Below are 15196 nucleotides of genomic sequence, written 5' to 3'. Positions count from 1 at the left end.
GCAACCCGACTTCAAGGCCTCACTCGAAGTGCTTCGCCACACCCAACAAAGGCGCCGCCACATCCTTGGCCGACAACTGCGGCGCCACACCGTCCAACTCAGCCAACGGCCAAGCCACCCCTACCGTCGGGTCGTCCCAGCGCACAGCGCCCTCACACTCCGGGGCGTAGGCGCCCGAGGTTTTGTAGAGGAAGTCGGCCGTCTCGGACAGCACCAGGAAGCCATGCCCAAAGCCGGGCGGGATCCAGAGCTGGCGGTTGTTGTCTTCAGAGAGTTCGAAGCCCACCCACTGGCCAAAGCGTGGGCTGCTGCGGCGCAGGTCCACGGCGACGTCGAACACGCGGCCACTCACGCAGCGCACGAGCTTGCCTTGCGGGTTGGGGGGCAACTGGTAATGCAAGCCACGCAACACGCCCCGGCTGGAGCGCGAGTGGTTGTCCTGCACGAAGTGGACGTTGTAGCCCACGGCAGCGTTGAAGCGCGCCTCACTCCATGCTTCCATGAAGAAGCCGCGTGCGTCACCAAAGACCTTGGGCTCGATCAGCAGGACTTCGGGAAGGGAGGTGGGCGTGACTTGCATGGCGGTGTTCAGAAGGCCTTGTCGGTCAGCAGCTTGAGCAGGTACTGGCCATAGCCGTTCTTGGCCAGCGGCTTGGCCAGTGCCTCCAACTGCGCGGCATCGATCCAGCCGTGGCGGAAGGCGATTTCTTCGGGGCAGGCCATCTTGAGGCCCTGGCGCTTCTCGAGCGTGGCGACGAACTGGCCGGCTTCGAGCAGGCTGTCGTGCGTGCCGGTGTCGAGCCAGGCGTAGCCGCGGCCCATGATCTCGACGTTGAGCTGGCCCTGGGCCAGGTAGCGGGCGTTGACGTCGGTGATCTCCAGCTCGCCACGTGGGCTGGGCTTGATGCTGGCGGCGATGTCGCAGACCTGCTCGTCGTAGAAGTAGAGGCCCGTGACCGCGTAGTTGCTCTTGGGGGCCTTGGGTTTTTCTTCGATGGACAGGGCGCGCTTGTGGGCGTCGAACTCGACCACGCCGTAGCGCTCAGGGTCGGTCACGTGATAGGCGAACACGCTGGCGCCGACGCTGTTGGCGGTGGCGTTGCCAAGCAGCGAGGCGAAGTCGTGGCCGTAGAAGATGTTGTCGCCCAGGACCAAGGCGCTGGGGTTGTTGCCCACAAACTGCTTGCCGAGGATGAAGGCCTGGGCCAGGCCGTCGGGGCTGGGCTGCACGCAGTAGCTGATGTTGAGACCCCAGCGCGAGCCGTCCCCCAGCAGGGCCTCGAAGCGCGGGATGTCCTGCGGCGTGCTGATCAGGAGGATGTCGCGGATGCCGGCCAGCATCAAGGTGCTGAGCGGGTAATAGACCATGGGCTTGTCATAGACCGGCAGCAGTTGCTTGCTCATGGCCAACGTAGCCGGGTGCAGCCGGGTTCCGGAGCCGCCCGCGAGGATGATGCCTTTGCGACCAGTGTTCATGTGAGGCTTCGCTTGTAGGTGAAGGGTTCAACAGCCCTGACTTTGGTAGTCCAGCCAGCGGCGGAATCGTGCGCTTGCTTCGTCCCAGACCCACCAGCGCGTGAAGCTGTTGTTGTAGTGCGGGACGTAGTCCATGTGGATGGCGACCTCGCCATCTTGGGCCAGGCCGATTCTGATTTGCATCGGATCCTCCAGGTAGCCCGCTTCCATCAGGACCGAGGTCTTGCCCCTGAAGTTCACCTTGATGGCGACGTCTCCACCCCAGAACTGCTCGGTGGCGGAGCTTGCTTCTGACCGGTTGCCTTCTGACCGCTGGAGCCGGGGCAAGTACTCCGCCCAGACCTTGACAGGACTTCCTTCGAACGCAACGGTCTGCTCCAGCAAACGGCGCGGCACCAAGGGCGTCTTCAGTGCCGCCTCGCGCTGGCGTGACCACTCGCTGGCGTCAAACGCGACCAGCGCCGGGTTTGACAGCTCCGACGGATACGCGCGCTTCTGGCCAGCGGGCTTCAGCGGGTGGCTCTCGGTCTCGGACACGCCCGAGCTGAAGGCGCGGTAGGGGTGGTCGGGGTCCGTCGTCTGCTTGGCCAGCTTCTGGTTGAGCCCGACGACGAACTCCTCTTCCCCGGTCAACCAGGTGCGCTTGAGTACAAAGCTGGGCCGTGTATCCCCAGGCAGCCAGCCCAGCCACAACAACTCTTGCCGCTGGAAGACCATGCCGTGCGCGGCGGGCAGCAGCTCGATGACGTCGGGCTCGCCCAGCTTCCTGGCCAGCAGGCGCATGGAGCCCGCCAGCAGTTGGCCGTCGGTGCGGCGTTGCACATCGGTGAACACGTCCCATCGCTCAACCGCCTGCGGCCGACGGGCGTCGACCAGCGCCTGCTTCCATTGCGCGGTGAGGAGCGCAGGCGTTGCCAGCGTGTTGGCGTGGCGGCCATGCAGTGCCTTGAGCCTCGCGTCGCTGGCGGTGCCGTCAAACGTGCTCGCTCGCACCGCCATGAAGGCGTCGGGCGGGAGATCGAGGGCATGCAGGAAGTAGGGCGTCGACACCGAGGGGGCGGACGCGGGCTCCGAGGGCGCGAAGGTGATGCTCATCTCCAGCGCATGCTTGGACAGCCGGGTGCGGGCCACGCTGGAGATCTCCAGCGCCTGTCCGCGCAGACGAAGCGCGTACCAAGGCTTGCGAAGTTGCACCGGGGAGCGCTGGCTATCCAGCGCTTGATCGATCAGCCCCTCGCTGAGCTGCTCCTCGGGGGCTTGGGCCCACAGGGGCTCGTCCGACTGGGCACTGCCCAGGCCCGGCACCACAAGCAGACAGAGGGACAGCGCGCAGGCGACGAGTCCCTGTGCCGAGATCAAGGCAGGACCTCGAGCAGCATGCGCTCGACCCCGGCCTGCCAGTGCGGCAGCTTGAGGCCAAAGCGCTGCTGCAGGCGGCTGGTGTCGAGCCGTGAGTTGAGCGGGCGCTGGGCGGGCGTGGGGTAGTCGCTCGTCGGGATGGGCAGGATCTGGTCGGGCGCCACCTTGATGGGCTGGCCCTTGGCCCGCGCGAACTCGATGACGAAGCGGGCGTAGTCGTACCAGCTGGTCTCGCCGCCGGCCACGGCGTGGTAGGTGCCAGACAGGGCCGGGTTCACGCGCGCAGCGCGCAGCATGTGGGCGGTGAGGTCGGCCAGCAGATCGGCGCCGGTGGGCGCGCCGATCTGGTCGTTGATGACCTTGAGCTGCTCGCGCTCGGCGGCCAGGCGCAGCATGGTCTTGGCGAAGTTGCCGCCGCGTGCGGCATAGACCCAGCTGGTGCGCAGGATGAGGTGGTGGCAGCCGCTCACGCGGATGCCATCCTCGCCCTCGGCCTTGGTGGCGCCGTAGACGCTCAAGGGGTTGATGGGCGCGTCTTCATGGCGCGGGGCGCTGCCGCTGCCGTCGAAGACGTAGTCGGTCGAGTAGTGGACGAGGAGGGCGCCCAGCCGCGCGGCTTCGATGGCCAGCAGGGTGGGGGTGGTGGCATTGATCTGGCGCACCAGCTCGGGCTCGCTCTCGGCCTTGTCCACGGCGGTGTGCGCAGCGGCATTGACGATGACCTGGGGCGCATAGGCCTGCACGCGGGCCAGCAGGCCTTGAGGGTCGGTGAAGCTGCCGCCGTCATCGTGATCGAGCGCCATCACATCGCCCAAAGGGGCGAGGGAGCGCTGCAGCTCCCAGCCGACCTGGCCGCCTTTGCCGAGGAGAAGAATCTTCATTTGGCGTACTGCTTGTCGAGCCACTCACGGTAGGCGCCGCTTTGCACACGGGCGACCCAGTCGGGGTTGTCCAGATACCAGCGCACGGTCTTGCGGATGCCGGTGTCGAAGGTCTCGGCCGGGCGCCAGCCGAGCTCGCGCTCGATCTTGCGGGCGTCGATGGCGTAGCGGCGGTCGTGGCCGGGGCGGTCTTTCACGTAAGTGATCAGGCGCTCGTACTTGCCGGCGGGGTCGGGGCGCATTTCGTCGAGCAAGGCGCAGACGGTCTTGACGATGTCGATGTTGGCCTTCTCGTTCCAGCCGCCGATGTTGTAGGTCTCACCCAGTCGCCCGCCAGCCAGCACGGCGCGGATGCCGCTGCAGTGATCGGTGACGTAGAGCCAGTCGCGGATTTGCTGGCCGTCGCCGTAGACGGGCAGGGGCTTGCCGGCGAGGGCGTTGACGATCATCAGCGGGATCAGCTTCTCGGGGAAGTGATAGGGCCCGTAGTTGTTGGAGCAGTTGGTCGTCACCACCGGCAGGCCATAGGTGTGGTGCCAGGCGCGCACGAGATGGTCGCTGGCGGCCTTGCTGGCGCTGTAGGGGCTGTTGGGCTCGTAGGGGTTGGTCTCAGAAAAGGGCGGGTCGTCGGCCTTGAGGGAGCCGTAGACCTCGTCGGTCGAGACGTGGTGGAAGCGGAAGGCCGCCTTGGCCTCGCCCTGCAGCTCGGTCCAGTAGGCGCGTGCGGCTTCGAGCAGCGTGAAGGTGCCGTCGATATTGGTCTTGATGAAGGTGCCGGGGCCGTGGATGGAGCGGTCCACGTGGCTCTCGGCCGCAAAGTGGACGATGGCGCGCGGCTTGTGCTGGTTGATGAGCTGGGCCACCAGCAGGCGGTCGCAGATGTCGCCCTGCACAAAGATGTGGCGGGGGTCGCCCTGCAGGCTGGCCAGGTTCTCGGGGTTGCCGGCGTAGGTGAGGGCGTCGAGGTTGACGACGGGCTCGTCGCTGCCGCGCAGCCAGTCAAGCACGAAGTTGCTGCCGATGAAGCCGGCACCGCCGGTGACGAGGATGGTCATGGTCGTCAGTCCGAATCACAAAAAAGGGAAAGGCCCGAAGGCACGCAGGTTAGCGCGTCTTCGGGCCCGGTTTGGGAGGTGAAAGGGACGGTATGGCCGTCAGTTTCGCCCGTAGGTGTCCTCAAAGCGGACGATGTCGTCCTCGCCGAGGTAGGAGCCGGACTGGACTTCGATGATCTCGAGCGGCACCTTGCCGGGGTTGGCCAGGCGGTGGGTCTGCCCGAGCGGGATGTAGGTGGACTGGTTCTCGGTCAGCAGGATGGTCTTGTCGCCGTTGACGATCTCGGCGGTGCCGCTGACGACGATCCAGTGCTCGGCGCGGTGGTGGTGCATCTGCAGGCTCAAAGAGGCGCCCGGCTTGACCATGATGCGCTTGACCTGGAAGCGCTCGCCCTGGTCGATGCTGTCGTACCAGCCCCAGGGGCGGTGGACCTTGCGGTGCAGGTTCTGCTCGCCGCGCTGTTCCTTGCCCAGGCGGTTGACGATCTGCTTGACCTCCTGGCTGCGGGCGCGGTCGCTGACCAACACGGCATCGGCCGTCTCGACCACGACCACATCCTTGAGGCCCACCACGCCGACGAGGCGGCTGGTGGCGTGGACGAGGGTGTTCTCGCTGTCAGCGATCAGGGCGTCGCCCACCGAGGCGTTGCCGTGGGCGTCCTTGTCGGCCACCTGCCAGACGGCCTCCCAGGCGCCGAGGTCGTTCCAGCCGGCGTCGAGCGGGATCATGCGCAGGCTGAGATCGGTGCCGGGGCAGCGCTCCATGACGGCGTAGTCGACCGACTCGCTGGGCACGGCGCCAAACTCGGCCTTGCCGGGACGGACGAACTTGGCGTCGGTCTTGCGGACGGCCCAGGCGGCGGCTGTAGCCTCCGCGATGTCGGGGCGGAAGCGCTCGAGCGCCTTCATCCAGACGCTGGCGCGCAGCACGAACATGCCGCTGTTCCAGTAGTAGCCGCCGGCAGCCAGGTAGCCCTTGGCGGTGTCGAGGTTGGGCTTCTCGACGAACTGGGCCACGGCCAGGCCGGCCGCGTCGGACTGGGTGCGGATGTAGCCGTAGCCGGTCTCGGGCCGGTCCGGCGTGATGCCGAGGATGGCGATGGCGCCACCATCGGCCGCGCGGATGGCTTGCTGCAATGCAGCCGTGAAGGCGGCGGGCTGGGTGACGGTCTGGTCAGCCGGGGTGACGACGAGAACGGGGTCCTTGCCGCCCTCCAGCGCTTCCAGCGCGGCCAGGGTCAGGGCCGGTGCGGTGTTGCGGCCCATGGGTTCGAGCAGCACGCTGGCGGGGTCGAGCTTGACCTCACGCAGTTGGTCGAGCACCAGGAAGCGGTGCTCCTCGTTGCCGACGATGCAGGGCGCAGCGACCTGGACGTCAGGGCTGGCCAGGTCGGCCAGGCGCCGGGCGGCCAACTGGAACAGGCTCTCGTTACCCGAAAGCACCAGGAATTGCTTGGGGTAGCCGGCGCGCGACAGCGGCCACAGGCGAGTGCCGGAACCGCCGGCCATGATGACGGGTTGAACGGAGATCATTCCTCGAATCCCTTGGGGTTGTTGGTTTGCCAGCGCCAGCTGTCTTCACACATGCGCGCGAGGCCATGCACGGCGCGCCAGCCGAGTTGCTCGGCGGCAAAGCTGGGGTCGGCCCAGCAGGCGGCCACGTCGCCGGGGCGGCGGGCCACGATCTCATACGGCACGGGCCGGCCGCTGGCGGCCTCGTAGGCGCGCACCAGGTCCAGCACGCTGTAGCCCTGGCCGGTGCCGAGGTTGACGGTGATGGAGCGCGGGGCATCGAGCAGGTAGCGCAGCGCGGCGGCATGGCCTTCGGCCAGGTCGCAGACGTGGATGTAGTCGCGCACGCCGGTACCGTCGGGGGTGTCGTAGTCGTTGCCGAAGACGGCGAGCTTCTCGCGCCGGCCAACGGCGACCTGAGCGACATAGGGCATCAGGTTGTTGGGCGTGCCGCGCGGGTCTTCGCCAATGCGGCCGCTCTCGTGGGCGCCGACGGGGTTGAAGTAACGCAGGATGGCGGTTTGCCAGGCCGGGTCGGCGACCCCCAGATCGCGCAGGATCTGCTCACCCATCAGCTTGGTTTGGCCGTAGGGGTTGGTGGCGGAGGTTGGGGCGTCCTCGCGCAGCGGCAGGCGCTCAGGCACGCCGTAGACGGTAGCGCTGGAGCTGAAGACCATGCGCTTGCAGCCGGCCTCACGCATCACCTCGCAGGTGTTGACGAGGCCACCGAGGTTGTTGCGGTAGTAGGCCAGTGGCTGAGCGACCGACTCACCTACCGCCTTGAAGGCGGCAAAGTGGACCACCGCATCGGGCTTGTGCTGCTGGAAGACGGCACGCATCGCGGCAGCGTCGCAAACGTCGGCCTGCTCGAACTCGATGGCGGCCGGCGCCAGCACGCGAAGGCGGTCGAGCACGCGGGGCGAGCTGTTGGAGAAGTTGTCGACCCCCACGACCCGGAAGCCCGAGGCTTGAAGCGCAAGCCAGGTGTGGGAGGCGATGTAGCCGGCGGCGCCGGTGAGCAGGATGGTGGCGGACATGGACTGCGAAGCGTAATTCCGAACGGTGACCAGCGCAGCTTGCGTGCCCGACTGCGCGCGCGAAGGCGCAAGCAAATGCGGACGCAGTTCACGCCCGGGTCAGGGCGCGAGCGCGGCGGCAGGTCAGAAAACGAAGAACTGGCCGGTACACCCGAGGCTGTTGGCCCGGTAGGTGTAGAGCGCCACGCTGCTGTCCCGGCTGGAACGGGCAGCCTGGCAGCTCAGGCTGATACTGCGCGAATAGGCCCAGCGCAGGCCGATCGACTGCGTGGCGTCGTTGTCGTAGGCACCGATGCTGTCGCGCCGGTTGCTGATGCGGCTGAGGCTGGCCTGTAGGAAGAGCTTGCCGGTGAGTTCGTAGTTGGCGGTGGCGCCCAGCGAGTGGTACAGGCGGTCGATGTCGGACGACTGGATGCGGCTCTCGACCCCGGTGTCGCGGCTGGCGTTGAAGCGCAGCTGCAGCTTGGGCGCCGGCAGCCAACTCCAGGTCAGCGCGCCTGTCGTGCCACTGAAGTTGTTGACGAGCAGCAGGTCGTTGCGCGTGCGGCTGCGGCTGACGCGGGCATCCAGTTGGCTCGAACCCCCGGTGGCCCAGGAGGCCGTCAAGTCGATGTCAGTGCGGCGGTAGGGGTTCTCAAGCAGCAACGGGAAGCCCGACACCACCACCGGGTAGCGCGGGTTCTTACCCTTGGACTTGCGGCCGACGACACCCACCTTCAGGTTGGCGCCAGGCTTGGCATAGGCACCCACTTGCACCGAATGCTGGGAATAGGCGTAGCGGCTGTACTCGATGGCGCTGAAGTCGCGCTTTCGAAAAGCCCAACCGGCCTCCAGGCTGTAGCGGTTCTTGGCCCCCAGACGCACAAGGGCGGAATACTCGCCATTGCTCTCGCGGTTTTGCTGTGAGGGCAGCGGCACGTTGTCCGCGCCGCGGCCGATGTTGAACTCGGCCAGCGTGCGGCTGCGGCTGGCCGTCACCGTCCCTGACAGGTCGCCCAGCGTCTCCCAGTCGACAGTGGAACGGCCTGAGTAGCTGGTGTTGTTCAGGTCACGCAGCGTCGCGTAGCGGTTGTTGTTTGCTGACGTGTCGATACGCAGCCGCGCGCGCCCAAGGCGCTGGTCCAGCCCTGCCAACAGCCCCAGGGAGGTGACACGGTCCGCATTGGAGGTGTCGCCGCGCCGGTAGACGTTGGAGACGTGCGTGAGGCCGGCGCTGGCGCCGAAGTAGTAGGGCGAGGATTCCTGGCCGTGTGCCGACCAGGCTGAGAGCAGCAGGCCGAGGGCGAGACAGAGGCGGGGCGTGGGCAGCAGCATCGGCTCAGAGGGTGAGAGGGAATCCGGCGAGCCCGAGAGGGCTTCCCAAAGCGCCCCGACCTAGGCGCAAAGCACAGCCGTAGCTCGGGCTACGGCGCGCATTTGCAACGACGAGCGGGGTGGATTGGGGAGTCAAAGCGGGCACGTTGGATTTCCTCTCACCCTCTTAAAAGGCGTGACGATCGAAGATCACGAGCCGGACCGTGCGCATGATGATCTGCAGGTCCAGCGCGATGGACCAATTGCGCAGGTACTCAAGATCGTATTCGACGCGTGCACGCATCTTGTCGAGGGTGTCGGTTTCGCCACGCAGGCCATTGACCTGCGCCCAGCCGGTGATGCCGGGGCGCACCTTGTGCCGGACCATGTAGGCCTTGATCAACTGGCGGTACTCCTCGTTGTGCGCCACGGCGTGGGGGCGCGGCCCGACGATGCTCATGCGGCCTTGCAACACATTGATGAATTGCGGCAGCTCGTCGAGCGAGGTGCGGCGGATGAAGGCACCGAAGCGCGTGATGCGGGGGTCGTCCTTGGTGGCCTGCTTGACCACGGGGCCGTTGTCCATGGTGCGCATGGAGCGGAACTTGTAGACCTCGATCTCCTCGCCATCGAGCCCATTGCGGCGCTGCTTGAAGATGATGGGGCCGGGCGAGCTGAGCTTGACGCCGATGGCGACCAGGACCAGCAGCGGCGAGATCAGCACCAGGATGATGGACGCCAGCACGATGTCGCTGATGCGCTTCATCAGCTGGTTGGTACCGGTGAAGGGGGTCTCGCAGATGCCGACGACGGGCATACCTGCCAAGTCGAGCAGGCGGCCCTGGATGATGCTGATGCCGAAGACGTCGGGCACGAAGAACAGCGAGGCCGTGGTGCCCTGGATGCGCTCGAGCAGCTCGACGATGCGCGGCTGCGAGCCCAGCGGCAGGGTGATGTAGACCTCGCGCACGCCGTGCTGGCGGATGTAATCGGGCAGGCTGTCCAGCGAGCCGAGCACCTTGTCGGAGGCTTCGGCGTGCAGACGGTCGGGGCTGCGGTCGTCAAAAAAGCCCAGGCACTCGACCCCGCCCACCTCGCGCAGTGAGCGCGCTACCTTGTGACCCAGGCCGGCCGCGCCGACGACGACCGCCGTGCGCCGGGCACCTGGCGCGCGGGCCCGCCAACGCTGGATGCGCCGGCCTGATTCGATGGCGGCGATCTGCAGCACGGGGGTGAGCACGCCCCACCAGAGCAGGACCTGGTCTTCGAAATAGTGCAGGCTGTTGGTGGCGTAGCCACACAGCAGCAGGATGCCCAGCAGCACCAGCCAGGAAGAGACGACGTCGATCAGCGCACTGGCCGGGTGGTCGCCAAAACGGTTGCGCCCCGGGAAGGTCAGTGCAAAGACCAGCAGGCACAGCGTCAGCGCCGGCCGCATCACCGGCTCGTCGAAGTAGTCGCTGACACCGAGATAGCTGAGGACGATCAGCCCAGGCTCCAAAAGCGCAGCGACCAGCGACTCGACCGATTGCGGCGCGCTGTAGAACGTTCTCTTGTAGCTGCGATCCTCGAACATCGTGGCAGTGGACAGGGGGCTGAAAGCTAGACGCGGGATTCTCGTGCAATTTCGTGCTCTCCCTGATTGACGAGTGAGCCACGTTCATGGGGCGTTTGGTGAATTCGCACCTTTTGAGAGGCCGCTCGCTGCTTGCCCGCCTCTGGCTTCGACGAAGCCGCACGGGCTGCGTCCCTAGAATCCCGGGATGCTTGATTCCTGGATAAAGATGGCGGCCCCTGCGGTGCAGGAGCGTCTGGTGCTGTTGGGCAACCACGTGCTGTCGCGCGAACCGGTGGCGCAGCAGCGTCTGGCGCGGATCACCGGCCGAGCCGTTGTGGTGCATGTGGCCGGCGCGCCGGGCTTTTTGCCGGCGCCGCCCGATTTGGTGCTGGCGGTCACGCCGGCCGGGCTGTTCGAGCGGCTCGACGCCGCGCCGCCCGAGTCGCTGCGCGTCGAGATCGACGGCAGCCAGCCTTGGCAGTTGGCGATGTCGGCCCTGGGCGTTGAGCGGCCCCGGGTGACGGTGCAGGGCGATGCGGCGGTGGCTTCAGAGCTGAACTGGCTGATCGAGAACCTGCGCTGGGACATTGAGGACGACCTGGCCGGCGTGGTCGGGCCGCTGCCCGCGCGGCAGATCGTGCGCTTTGCGCGCAGCGCTCGCGATGCGATCGGGGCGCTGGCCAAGACGGTGGCGGCCGGCGCGGGTGGGCGGGCTCGCAACCCATGATCGGCGGTCTGCGTTTCGTCGCACGGCTGCTGGTCATTGCCTGGACGATCTGGCGCTTCGGGCTGGACGATCTGGCGCTGTCCGGCCTGCGGGCCCGGCGCTTCCGCCTGCTGCGGCGCGTGACGCGCCTGGGCCGCCAGTGGCAGCAGCCGCGCGGCGTGCGCCTGCGTCTGGCCCTGGAGCACCTGGGCCCGATCTGGGTCAAGTTCGGGCAGGTGCTCTCGACACGGCGCGACCTGCTGCCGCCCGACATGGCCGACGAACTGGCCCACCTGCAGGACCGCGTCCCGCCGATTGACCCGCAACTGGCCCGCAGCCTGGTGGAGCGCGCCTTTGGGCGGCCGGTGGGTGAGCTGTTTGGCTCCTTCGATGAGCATCCTGTGGCCAGTGCGTCCATCGCCCAGGTGCACTTCGCCACGCTCAAGGACGGCCGCGAGGTCGCCGTCAAGGTGCTGCGGCCCGGCATGCTGGACTTCATCGACGACGATTTGTCGCTGATGCGCTTCGTGGCCGGCTGGATCGAGCGTCTGTCCAGCGATGGCCGCCGCCTGAAGCCTCGCGAGGTCGTGGCCGAGTTCGACATGTACCTGCATGACGAACTCGACCTGGTGCGCGAAGCCGCCAACGCCGCCCAGCTGCGCCGCAACATGGCGGACCTGGATCTGGTGCTCGTCCCGGAGATGCATTGGGACCTGTGCAGCGCCGAGGTGCTGGTGATGGAGCGCATGAAGGGCGTGCCCATCTCGCAGATGGAGCGCCTGGTCGCTGCGGGCATCGACATCAAGAAGCTGGCGCGCGATGGCGTCACCATCTTCTTCACCCAGGTGTTCCGTGACGGCTTCTTCCATGCCGACATGCACCCGGGCAACATCCAGGTCAGCATCGACCCGGCCACTTTTGGGCGCTACGTGGCGCTGGACTTCGGCATCATCGGCACGCTCACCGAGACCGACAAGGACTACCTGGCGCAGAACTTCATCGCCTTCTTCCGGCGCGACTACAAGCGCGTGGCCGAGCTGCACATCGCCTCGGGCTGGGTGCCGCCGGAGACGCGGGTGGACGCGCTCGAAAGCGCCGTGCGGGCGGTGTGCGAGCCGCACTTTGACCGCCCCCTGAAGGACATCTCGCTCGGCCAGGTGCTGATGCGCCTGTTCCAGACCTCGCGCCGCTTCAACGTCGAGATCCAGCCGCAACTGGTGCTGCTGCAAAAGACCTTGCTGAACATCGAGGGCCTGGGCCGGCAGTTGGACCCCGACCTCGACCTCTGGGCCACGGCCAAGCCCTTCCTGGAGCGCTGGATGCAGCAGCAGGTGGGCTGGCCCGCGCTGCGCGACAAGCTCTCGCGCGAGGCGCCGCGCTACGCGCACCTCGTTCCCGAGATCCCTCGCCTGTTGCACGACGCGCTCAAGGCCCAGGCGCGCGGCAGCGACCCCGAACTGCGCGCCCTGGTCCGCGAATTGCGTAGCACCAACCGCATGCTGGCCTTGGTGCTTTGGGCTGTGGTCGGTTTTGCCGCTGGCGTGGCCGCCACGCTGGTGGCGGGGCGCTGGTTTGGTGAGTATTTCTAGCCTCGATCCCTGGCCAGCGCGCCGCCATAATCCGCGCGATTTTTTCAAGAGCTCCCCGGCGCCATGAACACCACCTTGATCGTCTTCGTCGTGCTCTACCTGCTGGGGACTCTCGGCATCGGCGTCTGGGCAGGCTCGCGCATCAAGGGCACGGCTGACTTTGCCGTCGCGGGGCGCAGCCTGCCGCTCATCATGGTGATCACCACCACCTTTGCGACCTGGTTTGGTGCGGAGACGGTGATGGGCATCCCCGCCAAGTTCGTGCAGGGCGGCTTGGGCGCGATCATCGAAGACCCCTTCGGCGCCGGCATGTGCCTGGTGCTGGTGGGTGCTTTCTTTGCCGCCAAGCTGTACCGCTTCAACCTGCTGACCATCGGCGACTTCTACCGCCAGCGCTACGGGCGCGGCGTCGAGATCTTCTGCTCGCTGGCCATCATCCTCAGCTACCTGGGCTGGGTGGCCGCGCAGGTCACGGCCCTGGGCCTGGTGTTCTCCATCCTGACCGATGGCGCGATGTCCTCGCAGATGGGCATGATCGTCGGCCTGCTGGCCGTGCTCATCTACGTCGTGATCGGCGGCTTCCTGGCCGTGGCCTGGACCGACTTCATCCAGATGATCGTGCTGGTCGTCGGGCTCTCCATCATTGCCGTGTTTGCTGCCGACCTGGCCGGCGGCGCGGGCGTGGTGCTGGAGGCTGCCGCCAAGCGCGACCTGGGCCGCTTCCTGCCCGAGCCCAGCTTCACCGACCTGGCCATGTTCGTCGGCGCGGCGCTGACCATGATGCTGGGCTCCATCCCGCAGCAGGACGTCTTCCAGCGCGTGATGTCCGCCAAGGACGCCAAGACCGCGCAGCGGGGCGCCATGATCGGCGGCTTCAGCTACATCGTGTTCGCTTTCGTGCCCATGTTCATCGTGCTGGCCGCCACGGTCGTGATGGGCGACAAGGCCCTGGACATGGCCCAGAACGACTACCAGCGCGTGCTGCCCAGCTTCATCATGGGCCACATGCCGCTGGTCATGCAGATCCTGTTCTTCGGCGCGCTGCTCTCGGCCATCAAGAGCACCTCGTCGGCCACGCTGCTGGCGCCCACCACCAGCTTCGTTGAGAACATTCTCAAGCAGATCCGCCCCGGCATGAGCGACAAGCAGGCCCTGGTGGCAATGCGGGTCACGCTGGTCATCTTCGCCTTTGCGGTGCTGGTCTATGCCATCGCCCTGCAGGGCACGCCCATCTACGAGCTGGTCAGCGCCGCCTACCAGGTGACCCTGGTCGCGGCCTTCGTGCCGCTGGTGTTTGGCCTGTACTGGTCCAAGGCCACCACCCAGGGCGCCATCGTCTCGATCTTTGCTGGCGTGATGGTCTGGGTGCTGTTCTTTCCGCAGGTCACCACCTGGGGCGAGCGCTTCCCGGGTCAGCTGGCGGGCTTGCTGGCCGCGTTGCTGGGCATGGGGGTGGGTTCGCTGATGCCGCAGATCCTGGCCAACCGCCACGACCACGTCAGCCACCACCTCAAGCCGAATCCCTGAGGCGTCGCCGTGCCTTGAACCGCGCCGCCACGGCCCCATCTGTCGGAGCCGTGGCGTGGCCCCAGTCCGGTGCATCAAGGTGCCGGCGGGGCCAGGCCCTAAAATCCCACGTTTTTCCGTCCGGCCCTCCCCATGCCTATCTACGCCTACCGCTGCAGCGCCTGTGGCCATGCCAAGGACGTGTTGCAGAAACTGTCTGACGCCCCGCTGAGCACCTGCCCGGCCTGCGGCGCCGAAGCGTTCTCCAAACAAGTGACCGCTGCGGGCTTCCAGCTCAAGGGCTCCGGCTGGTACGCGACCGACTTCAAGGGCGGCGCCACAGCTGCTGCGGCAGCCCCGGCGGCGGCTGCAGAACCGGCCAAATCCGAGTCCTCGTCGGCGGCTTCCGACGCCGGCAGCTCGGCCTCGGGTGGCGCGTCCTGCGGCGGCTCCTGCGCCTGCCACTGACGCTGGCCGCCCCGTGACTGCCCCGATGCGCAAATACCTCGTTGCCGGCCTGCTGGTCTGGCTGCCGCTGGCCATCACCATCTGGGTGCTCGGGCAGATCCTCGACGTCGTCAATGGCGTCTTCGGCTCGCTGCTGGCGGCTCTGGCCCTGGTGCTGCCGGCGGCCTGGCGTGATGGCTTGCTCAGCCTGCACCACGTGCCCGGCCTCGGGCTCGTGATCCTGGCCGGTGCCCTGCTGCTGACGGGCGTCTTCGTTGCCAACATCTTTGGCCAGTGGTGGCTGCGCCAGTGGGACCGCCTGCTGGGCAGCATCCCCATCGTCAAGAACATCTACAGCTCGGTGAAGCAGGTGTCCGACACCCTGTTCTCGAGCAGCGGCAACGCCTTCCGCGAGGCTGTGCTGGTGCAGTACCCGCGTGAGGGCTCGTGGACGATTGCCTTCGTCACCGGCACGCCCAGCGGCGAGGTGGCCTGCCACCTGGCCAGCGAGCATGTCAGCGTCTACGTGCCCACCACGCCCAACCCCACCTCGGGCTTCTTCCTGATGATGCCGCGCAGCGAGATCCAGCCGCTGGCCATGAGCGTGGACGAAGCGCTCAAGTACATCATCTCGATGGGCACGGTAGCGCCCCCTGCCGGCAACGCGCCCTGCGAAGACGCCGCTGAACGAAACCCCGTGGGTTGAGCGCCAGGCAAGCGTTCAACCCTGAGGGCTGCTGGACCTGATCCTTCCGCCCGCGCAGCGCCACAAGACCC

At 67.1% G+C, this 15196-nt stretch carries 14 protein-coding genes; 5 read left to right on the top strand and 9 right to left on the bottom strand.

Translation table 11 applies throughout. The features are described 5' to 3' along the window. Nucleotides 1–19: 19 nt before the first annotated feature. The 9 genes from rfbC to ABDJ85_RS18730 form a co-directional block, all read right to left on the bottom strand. A complete protein-coding gene (rfbC, locus tag ABDJ85_RS18770) occupies nt 20–580 on the bottom strand; it encodes a dTDP-4-dehydrorhamnose 3,5-epimerase (RefSeq protein WP_347706334.1) in 561 nt (186 codons plus the stop codon). Nucleotides 581–588: 8 nt separating this feature from the next. Next, nucleotides 589–1476 carry a glucose-1-phosphate thymidylyltransferase RfbA gene (gene rfbA, locus ABDJ85_RS18765; RefSeq protein ID WP_347706333.1) on the bottom strand — a complete coding sequence of 296 codons (888 nt, stop codon included), beginning with the start codon at nt 1474–1476 and terminating at the stop codon, nt 589–591. Between the two features lie 27 nt (nt 1477–1503). Then, the gene (locus tag ABDJ85_RS18760; RefSeq protein ID WP_347706332.1) at nt 1504–2835 is read right to left on the bottom strand and encodes a hypothetical protein; all 1332 of its coding nucleotides are present in this window, start codon (nt 2833–2835) and stop codon (nt 1504–1506) included. Beyond that, the gene (gene rfbD, locus ABDJ85_RS18755; RefSeq protein ID WP_347706331.1) at nt 2832–3716 is read right to left on the bottom strand and encodes a dTDP-4-dehydrorhamnose reductase; all 885 of its coding nucleotides are present in this window, start codon (nt 3714–3716) and stop codon (nt 2832–2834) included. The genes ABDJ85_RS18760 and rfbD overlap by 4 nt, the downstream gene beginning before the upstream one ends. Beyond that, nucleotides 3713–4771 (bottom strand): dTDP-glucose 4,6-dehydratase, encoded by a 1059-nt coding sequence (rfbB, locus tag ABDJ85_RS18750; protein ID WP_347706330.1) that lies wholly within the window; start codon nt 4769–4771, stop codon nt 3713–3715. The genes rfbD and rfbB overlap by 4 nt, the downstream gene beginning before the upstream one ends. Nucleotides 4772–4870: 99 nt before the next feature. Beyond that, nucleotides 4871–6304 (bottom strand): mannose-1-phosphate guanylyltransferase/mannose-6-phosphate isomerase, encoded by a 1434-nt coding sequence (locus tag ABDJ85_RS18745; RefSeq protein WP_347706329.1) that lies wholly within the window; start codon nt 6302–6304, stop codon nt 4871–4873. Beyond that, nucleotides 6301–7320, bottom strand: a complete 1020-nt coding sequence (galE, locus tag ABDJ85_RS18740; protein WP_347706328.1) for a UDP-glucose 4-epimerase GalE — start codon at nt 7318–7320, stop codon at nt 6301–6303. Before galE ends, ABDJ85_RS18745 begins: the two co-directional genes overlap by 4 nt. 123 nt (nt 7321–7443) lie before the next feature. Next, nucleotides 7444–8634: an outer membrane beta-barrel protein gene (locus tag ABDJ85_RS18735; RefSeq protein WP_347706327.1), complete on the bottom strand. Its 1191-nt coding sequence runs from the start codon at nt 8632–8634 to the stop codon at nt 7444–7446. Between the two features lie 166 nt (nt 8635–8800). Next, nucleotides 8801–10189, bottom strand: coding sequence for an undecaprenyl-phosphate glucose phosphotransferase (locus ABDJ85_RS18730; protein ID WP_347706326.1), 1389 nt, complete (start codon nt 10187–10189; stop codon nt 8801–8803). A 187-nt stretch (nt 10190–10376) separates the two neighbouring features. Here ABDJ85_RS18730 and ABDJ85_RS18725 point away from each other — a divergent pair, with 187 nt between their 5' ends. The 5 genes from ABDJ85_RS18725 (at nt 10377) to ABDJ85_RS18705 (ending at nt 15125) form a co-directional block, all read left to right on the top strand. Beyond that, nucleotides 10377–10898, top strand: coding sequence for a hypothetical protein (locus tag ABDJ85_RS18725; protein ID WP_347706325.1), 522 nt, complete (start codon nt 10377–10379; stop codon nt 10896–10898). Then, nucleotides 10895–12466, top strand: coding sequence for a ubiquinone biosynthesis regulatory protein kinase UbiB (gene ubiB / locus ABDJ85_RS18720; RefSeq protein WP_430765571.1), 1572 nt, complete (start codon nt 10895–10897; stop codon nt 12464–12466). Before ABDJ85_RS18725 ends, ubiB begins: the two co-directional genes overlap by 4 nt. Before the next feature lie 63 nt (nt 12467–12529). After that, entirely contained in the window at nt 12530–13993 is a 1464-nt protein-coding gene (locus ABDJ85_RS18715; RefSeq protein ID WP_347706324.1) for a high affinity choline transporter 1, read from the top strand. Between the two features lie 132 nt (nt 13994–14125). Continuing rightward, a complete protein-coding gene (locus ABDJ85_RS18710; RefSeq protein ID WP_347706323.1) occupies nt 14126–14440 on the top strand; it encodes an FmdB family zinc ribbon protein in 315 nt (104 codons plus the stop codon). A 25-nt stretch (nt 14441–14465) separates the two neighbouring features. After that, on the top strand, nt 14466–15125 hold the full coding sequence (locus ABDJ85_RS18705; protein ID WP_347706338.1) for a DUF502 domain-containing protein: 660 nt from the start codon (nt 14466–14468) through the stop codon (nt 15123–15125). Nucleotides 15126–15196 lie beyond the last annotated feature (71 nt).

This window comes from Roseateles paludis, from assembly GCF_039872745.1.
Taxonomy (GTDB): domain Bacteria; phylum Pseudomonadota; class Gammaproteobacteria; order Burkholderiales; family Burkholderiaceae_C; genus Pelomonas; species Pelomonas paludis.
Note: the sequence above shows the minus strand (reverse complement) of the source record. Positions and strands in the feature narration are given on the sequence as shown.